Source organism: Agrobacterium sp. CCNWLW155 (genome assembly GCF_036888815.1).
GTDB classification, from domain to species: domain Bacteria; phylum Pseudomonadota; class Alphaproteobacteria; order Rhizobiales; family Rhizobiaceae; genus Agrobacterium; species Agrobacterium radiobacter.
The window spans coordinates 1-6,027 of record NZ_JBAKFW010000040.1; the positions used below are offsets into that span (position 1 = coordinate 1).

Consider the following 6,027-nt stretch of genomic DNA (forward strand, 5'->3'; position numbering starts at 1 on the left):
TTGGAAGAGACCTTGCGCGGTTGCAAGTTTCGTCTATTGCTCGACTAGCCATTTTGTTTGGAGCATCCTTGATTCAGGCTGTCGCTGGCGCCACGAATGAGAACGAACATCTTCAGGGTGCCGCGGAATATCCTTCGCAAGGGTAATTTGCGGATTGATTCTCGAAACCGCGGGGTCACTAGGGTGTTTTCGTGCTGCGTGCGCGTCTACGCTCGCGTCAGCACCACAGATCAGGACCTCGATATTTAGAACGAGCGCCTGGAGGCCGCTGGTTGAGAATTCATTCGGTCAGGGACAGGATCAGGAGCGTCCCGGAAGGGCGAGCTTTGATGATCTCGTGGCGGGAACCCAGTTCCTCACAGGCCGCTTTCCCGATATCACCTTCGGCGCCAACGACAATAATTCTCATGACGCGTCCTCCGTCAACTCGTTGTACCGTTTGAGCTTGTAGGCGAGGAGTTCGGCACAGCGGTCCAAGGGAACTCGCCGCTTTTCCAGATGCGCGGCGTGGTCAAGCAGAACCGCCTTCCGTTCGGATAACGTTTCGTCGCCCCGCTGATAGAACCGCGCAAAGTACCGCATCCGCTCCATGGGCATGCCTGTCTCTCGTAGCGAGGCCAGGAGAATGAGCCACTCGACATTCTCCGCCGAGAAGCTCCGCCTTCCGTCACCTCCTCGCCTGATCGTTGGAAGCAACCCCAGTTTTTCATAATAGCGAATGGTGTCGATGCTCAGTCCGCTGGTTGACGCCGCCTCCGAGATACGCATATCCTGCCTATAGCCTGTCGATTCCGTTTTTTACGCTACCGAGTTGGAGTAGCTCTAGGTGAAGCGAGAATTTACCTCTTGGTCCCGATTAACGCTCGCTTTGCGGCAAGAGGGTTGAAGTGTCTCGCGGCGGCTCTGTCATGGACTGCGGCTTGCTGAAAGCTGCGATGGCCGAGCAAACACCGGCAAACTGCAATGTCGCTCCGATCGCCTCGGCAGGATGCGGCAACCGGCCCTCAAACATGAAGCCATAGGATAGGCCGAACACCGTTTCGGCAACGATGAGCTGGGCCGAGAGAGCCAGCGGGAGGCGACGGGAAGCGACCACCCAACACCAGGTCGCAAACCAGGAGCCAGCCAACCCCGTCACCAGCGCCCATCCGACAAAGCTGAAGGTGTGGGAAGCGGATGCCGTATCCGTGAGATCGAAAGAGGCCAGCGGCAACAAGAGGAAGCTTCCGATCGCCGCGCCAATGCCTTGCAGCCCTGTCCATTGCAAATCATCCGGCGCATCGGCCGACCGCATCACAGCCGCATTTGCCAGCCCGTAGACGATCCAGATTGCCAGTGCCGCCGCGCTGGCGAGAGTGCCGAGCATGATCGACGCTGTATCGGAAACGTCTGCCGCCCTGATCGTCGCAACATTGACGATCGCCACGCCGATCCCGATCAACGCCAAGGGCAAGGCGAGAGCCCGCCACGGCGCGGAACGGTCCCGAACATTGGCGATGATCGCCAGGAACACCGGCATTGTGCCGATGATAACCGGCGGGACCGCTGCGCCCGCGAGCTGAACGGCAAAGGCCGCGCTGACGAAATAGCCCACATATCCCGCACCGCCGAGAAGCAGGCCGATCAGGAGCCGTGAGGAAGCAATGCCGGCGGGCCGGAAGCGTCGATCGACCATCAGGAGCAGGCAGGTCAAGCCGAAGATGCCGTAGCGGGCAATGGTCAAATCCCATGCCGTGAATGGCGCGACGGCGCGGGGCGCAACGAAAGTCAGGCCCCATAAGGCGCAAGTGGTGAGGCCAGCGATGATCCCAAACAGCATGATTTTCTCCTGTTGGAGGCATCATGCAATGCGATCCGATCGATTTATATGGAATGGCAAGAGCCATTCGCGTAGTTTGCTTGCCATGTCGAAGGCAAAAGCATCACAGAACCTTCAAACTGGAAAATCGACGCTGGACGAGACGGACGCGCGCATTCTTGCTGCGCTCGATTCTGACGCACGACTGTCGATGAGCGAGCTTGCCCGCCTCGTCGGCATGTCCGCGCCGAGCATATCGGAGCGGGTTCGTAGGCTGGAGGCAGCCGGCGTCATCCAGGGTTTCACCGTCGATGTGGACACGCGCGCGATCGGCTATCAGATACGGGCGATGGTAAGGATCAGGCCGTTACCCGGCAAGCTGCATCTGGTCGAACGGCTCATTCAGGAGCGGGCGGAGTTTGTCGAATGCGACAAGATCACGGGCGACGATCCGTTTCTTGCTCGCCTGGTCGTCCATTCAATCGAGCAGATGGATGGTGTTCTTGAAGCTCTTTCCGAGCACGCCGTCACCAGTACCGCCGTCATCAAGGGAACGTCCGTTAAACGACGCCTGCCGCCCCTGTAGCGAATCAGGATTTTCCCGACAACAATGTGAAACGGGGCTTCACCCTGAGTGTTGGTTGGAAATGGGCTGGCTCGATCGCCAGCTTCTGGCTGCGTCGTGCGAGGAGAAAAGTCGTGACTGAGACGTTTGTTGTCTATGGAGCATCAGGCTCAGGATCTGTTCCGATCGAGGCAGCCCTTAGTCTTCTCAAGTTACCCTATCGCGTGGAGGAATGCGCTCCCTAGGAGGGTCAACAGGAAGCAAATAAACTCGTTAGCATCAATCGCATGCTACAGGTTCCGGCGTTGGCACTGCCTACGGGCGAGGTGATAACCGAAAGCGCTGCGATCCTCATCTGGTTGGCCGATGCCTATCCCGACGCACGACTTGCGCCGGCGTTGACTTAGTTAACGCGGCCAACGTTCCTGCGTTGGATGACCTTTGTATCCTCAGCCATCTACGCCCTCTATTCGATCTCCGACAACCCCTCTCGCATCATCGAACGCGCCGAGGACCACGCTACCGTCAAGGCTCGCTTATTCGACCGCATCGCTCGCTGCTGGGAATTGATTGGGGCACAATTGCGTCCGGGCAGCTACCTCCTCGGCGAGGACTTGTCAGTTCTCGACCTCTATGTGGCCACGGCGTCGCGGTGGTCGCCCGGGCGGCGGCGCTTTTATGAGGTTGCGCCCGGACTAGCGGAAACAGTACGTCGAGTGGACGCCGACCCTCGGCTGACGACTATCTGGGCGAAACGTTTCCCGTTTACGCAAGGCTGGGAGCGTTAAGTGCGAATTTCGGATTAATTGAACCTGTCAAAAGAGGAGCAAGATCGTTGGCTTCAACCGGGCCTGCCGCAAAACTCCCGGAAGCCGTCCGAAAACATCCGTCGCTTTCAGCCCATGCCCAACTCTGGAAGGTGGAATTCGATGATCGAGACGGAATCGAGCTAGAGGGGTATGACGACAATCAGCACGAATTCAAAGCAGTATTCGCCTCGGACGGCACGCTGCTGGAAATCAAGTTTCACTGACGAAAAAGTGAAATGAACGATCTAAGATCCTTGGCGAAAATCGGACTATGGTGAGCAAGTCAGCTGCGCACCATGCCACCCGAATTTGCCGTGAGTGCTGGCAGCACAGATCCGCGCAAAGGGGAGCGATATGACCAGATTGACCGCCAAGGATTTTCCACAAGAACTGCTGGAGCTTTACGATTATTACGCGCATGGAAAAATCACCAAGCGCGAGTTCCTTGATCGCGCTGCAAAGTTTGCTGTTGGCGGCGTTACCGCCGCCGCACTGGTGGCCACTCTCTTGCCCGACTATGCGCTGGCGCAGCAAGTGGAATTCACCGACCCAGACATTCTTCCCGAATACATTATGTACCCATCGCCCAAGGGACACGGCGAAGTACGCGGCTACCTGGTGAAGCCTGCCAAGATCGAAGGCAAGGTACCCGTCGTGGTGGTAGTCCATGAAAACCGGGGCCTCAACCCTTACATCGAAGATGTGGCGCGACGCGTCGCCAAGGCCGGTTTCATCGCCCTTGCGCCGGACGGACTCACATCCGTCGGAGGTTATCCCGGCAACGATGAGAAGGGGCGCGAACTGCAGGCCACGGTCGACCCGGAAAAGCTGATGAACGACTTTTTCGCGGCTATTGAATTCATGATGGCGCATGAGCAATCCACCGGCAAGGTCGGCATAACTGGCTTTTGTTACGGTGGTGGCGTATCCAACGCCGCTGCGGTCGCCTATCCGGAACTGGGCGCCGCCGTCCCCTTCTACGGCCGCCAACCGCGTGCCGAAGACGTATCCCGGATCAAAGCGCCTCTCCTTATCCACTATGGCGAGCTCGATACCCGGATAAACGAGGGCTGGCCTGCATATGAGCAAGCCTTGAAGGCCAACAACAAGACCTACGAAGGCTACGTATATCCGGGTGTTAACCACGGCTTCCACAATGACTCGACGCCACGATACGACGAGGCTGCGGCAAAGCTTGCCTGGGATCGCACAATCGAGTGGTTCAATCGTTATTTGGCGTGATGTGAATGCCGGAAGCGAGGCCCCACCCTTGCTTCCGGCTATCTACTTCAGTTACTGCTCGATACCAGTATCCGACGCGCGGTCGCTTAGGTCAAGATTTGGGCGGTTGATTGCACGCGGTGAATGCTGCCGGCGCAACGTGGTCAGGGATGCGCTGCTACCGGCAAAGATGATCAGAGCGCTCCTGCTGCCTCCAGGAGCTTGCGATCGGGATGGCTTGCGACGCGGCTCTGCGTATCGAATATCATCGTGCTGCCCTGCTCTTTCGTATAGGCTGGCCAATCGGGCAATCCGGCTGCGCCGGGTTTGTCGGTGCGGTCGAAATTGACCCAGGCTTCACTCATCTTGTCTCCGAGCGCCACCGCTTCCGACCCGCCTCCCGTCGCGGTGTTGACCACGGCGGCATTCGCAAAAAATATACGGAAGTTCAGCGCAATGGCATGCCATGGCGATGCCGTCGAGAACGGGTGATTCGAACGCAAACATGTAGCTGTAGACGGGCGCTCCTTGCTGCTTTGCCTTTAAGTCAAGATCGCGGATCGCGCCTGGCCCGAACCGGAGATCGACAAAATAGGCATCCGCAAGCTTCTTTTCGGGGTAGGCAACCTTGAACTCCGTAGCCACGGCATCAGGCTTGTCGGCGAAACGCTCCTTCAACTTGGCGAGGGCCTTCTCGTCAGACCACGTATTCTTGTTGTCGGCTACGAGATCGGCGACCTTCTTGCCCGACCTTCTTGCCAATGACGGTCTCGAATTCGTTCAGGACATTGCCAACCATCAGCGGAACGTCTTTCGCCAGCCCGGTCCAGCTTTCACCGACCGGGTTCTCGGGCATGTATTCGCCGTCAAGCACCGGCGCCCACCGGGCGTCCTTGGCACCTTGGGCCGTCGCTTCTTTCAGTGCTTTTTCCGCCGCAGCCAGCAGGGTATAATAGTCCATTCCGACAAGCTGATCGACCTGTTCTTCACCAAGCCCGAGATTGGCAAGGGTCAGTTCGGCGACCTTCCAGGATGAAGCCTGGTCTGTGACGGAATCGACGCGGGATCCGCTCTGCACGATCGCTTTGTGGAACAGTCCCGTTGCCGCCGGTGTTCCCATCAGGGCGCGGACCTTGTAGCCGCCACCCGACTGGCCGAAGATAGTGACGTTGTCAGGGTCACCACCGAAGGCTTCGGCGTTGGCGTTTACCTATTTCAGCGCCGCGACCAGATCTCCAAGGCTGGCATTACCGGAGTTCTTGTACTTGTCGCCGTAGGCGGAAAGATCGAGAAAGCCCAAAACGTTGAGACGATGATTGAGCGTCACGACGACAACGTCGCCCTTCTTGCACAGGTTCTGGCCGTCATAGGATGTCAGTTCTATGACGGCCACCGTGGATCCAGACCATGACCGGCCGTTTCCCGCCGTCGTTGACACCGGGGGTCCACACATTGGCAAACTGGCAATTCTCGCTCATCGGCATATAGCGGTGCGGGTTGAAAAGCTCGTCTCCCGCAACACCCTTCATCATCGGGATGAAGCAATTCTCACCGTAGTGTCAATGCCGCGTGAATTTTGCCCAGAAGTGCCGAAGTAAAATTCCCCAATTATGCCGACGTGGACGCCAGGGAGA

General features: G+C 58.0%; 10 protein-coding genes and 2 pseudogenes. 5 read left to right on the forward strand and 7 right to left on the reverse strand.

The features are described from left to right. Positions 1-280: 280 nt before the first annotated feature. The 3 genes from V6S97_RS28845 to V6S97_RS28855 form a co-directional block, all read right to left on the reverse strand. Complete coding sequence (locus tag V6S97_RS28845) at positions 281-409, reverse strand: hypothetical protein (RefSeq protein ID WP_334428412.1); 129 nt, start codon at positions 407-409, stop codon at positions 281-283. Then, a complete protein-coding gene (locus V6S97_RS28850) occupies positions 406-768 on the reverse strand; it encodes a MerR family transcriptional regulator (protein ID WP_334428413.1) in 363 nt (120 codons plus the stop codon). Before V6S97_RS28850 ends, V6S97_RS28845 begins: the two co-directional genes overlap by 4 nt. Before the next feature lie 88 nt (positions 769-856). Continuing rightward, complete coding sequence (locus V6S97_RS28855; protein ID WP_334428414.1) at positions 857-1,819, reverse strand: DMT family transporter; 963 nt, start codon at positions 1,817-1,819, stop codon at positions 857-859. A gap of 85 nt (positions 1,820-1,904) precedes the next feature. Here V6S97_RS28855 and V6S97_RS28860 point away from each other — a divergent pair, with 85 nt between their 5' ends. The 5 genes and pseudogenes from V6S97_RS28860 to yghX all read left to right on the forward strand — a co-directional run bounded on the left by V6S97_RS28860 (position 1,905) and on the right by yghX (position 4,414). Next, a complete protein-coding gene (locus V6S97_RS28860; protein ID WP_334428415.1) occupies positions 1,905-2,384 on the forward strand; it encodes an Lrp/AsnC family transcriptional regulator in 480 nt (159 codons plus the stop codon). Positions 2,385-2,623: 239 nt separating this feature from the next. After that, positions 2,624-2,770 (forward strand): annotated as a pseudogene (locus V6S97_RS29330) (glutathione S-transferase N-terminal domain-containing protein); the annotation flags it as partial. 27 nt (positions 2,771-2,797) lie between these two features. After that, positions 2,798-3,151, forward strand: coding sequence for a hypothetical protein (locus tag V6S97_RS28865; RefSeq protein WP_334428416.1), 354 nt, complete (start codon positions 2,798-2,800; stop codon positions 3,149-3,151). Positions 3,152-3,198: 47 nt separating this feature from the next. Then, positions 3,199-3,396, forward strand: a complete 198-nt coding sequence (locus V6S97_RS28870) for a hypothetical protein (protein ID WP_334428417.1) — start codon at positions 3,199-3,201, stop codon at positions 3,394-3,396. A gap of 130 nt (positions 3,397-3,526) precedes the next feature. Then, entirely contained in the window at positions 3,527-4,414 is an 888-nt protein-coding gene (gene yghX, locus V6S97_RS28875) for a YghX family hydrolase (RefSeq protein ID WP_045024486.1), read from the forward strand. Between the two features lie 173 nt (positions 4,415-4,587). On the opposite strand, the gene V6S97_RS28880 is transcribed toward yghX, so the two are convergent. From V6S97_RS28880 to V6S97_RS28895, 4 genes and pseudogenes are all read right to left on the reverse strand, one after another. Then, positions 4,588-4,758 carry a hypothetical protein gene (locus V6S97_RS28880; protein WP_334428418.1) on the reverse strand — a complete coding sequence of 57 codons (171 nt, stop codon included), beginning with the start codon at positions 4,756-4,758 and terminating at the stop codon, positions 4,588-4,590. Continuing rightward, entirely contained in the window at positions 4,751-5,071 is a 321-nt protein-coding gene (locus V6S97_RS28885) for a hypothetical protein (RefSeq protein ID WP_334428419.1), read from the reverse strand. Before V6S97_RS28885 ends, V6S97_RS28880 begins: the two co-directional genes overlap by 8 nt. Before the next feature lie 19 nt (positions 5,072-5,090). Beyond that, positions 5,091-5,831, reverse strand: a pseudogene (locus V6S97_RS28890) (carboxylesterase family protein). Beyond that, positions 5,758-5,925, reverse strand: a complete 168-nt coding sequence (locus tag V6S97_RS28895; RefSeq protein ID WP_334428420.1) for a carboxylesterase family protein — start codon at positions 5,923-5,925, stop codon at positions 5,758-5,760. Before V6S97_RS28895 ends, V6S97_RS28890 begins: the two are co-directional and overlap by 74 nt. Between the last annotated feature and the right edge of the window lie 102 nt (positions 5,926-6,027).

Coding starts and splice junctions, on each gene's coding strand:
- yghX (WP_045024486.1), top strand. CDS start 3,527: ATGACCAGATTGACCGCCAAGGATTTTCCACAAGAACTGCTGGAGCTT.
- V6S97_RS28860 (WP_334428415.1), top strand. CDS start 1,905: ATGTCGAAGGCAAAAGCATCACAGAACCTTCAAACTGGAAAATCGACG.
- V6S97_RS28845 (WP_334428412.1), bottom strand. CDS start 409: ATGAGAATTATTGTCGTTGGCGCCGAAGGTGATATCGGGAAAGCGGCC.
- V6S97_RS28850 (WP_334428413.1), bottom strand. CDS start 768: ATGCGTATCTCGGAGGCGGCGTCAACCAGCGGACTGAGCATCGACACC.
- V6S97_RS28895 (WP_334428420.1), bottom strand. CDS start 5,925: ATGATGAAGGGTGTTGCGGGAGACGAGCTTTTCAACCCGCACCGCTAT.
- V6S97_RS28865 (WP_334428416.1), top strand. CDS start 2,798: ATGACCTTTGTATCCTCAGCCATCTACGCCCTCTATTCGATCTCCGAC.
- V6S97_RS28880 (WP_334428418.1), bottom strand. CDS start 4,758: ATGAGTGAAGCCTGGGTCAATTTCGACCGCACCGACAAACCCGGCGCA.
- V6S97_RS28855 (WP_334428414.1), bottom strand. CDS start 1,819: ATGCTGTTTGGGATCATCGCTGGCCTCACCACTTGCGCCTTATGGGGC.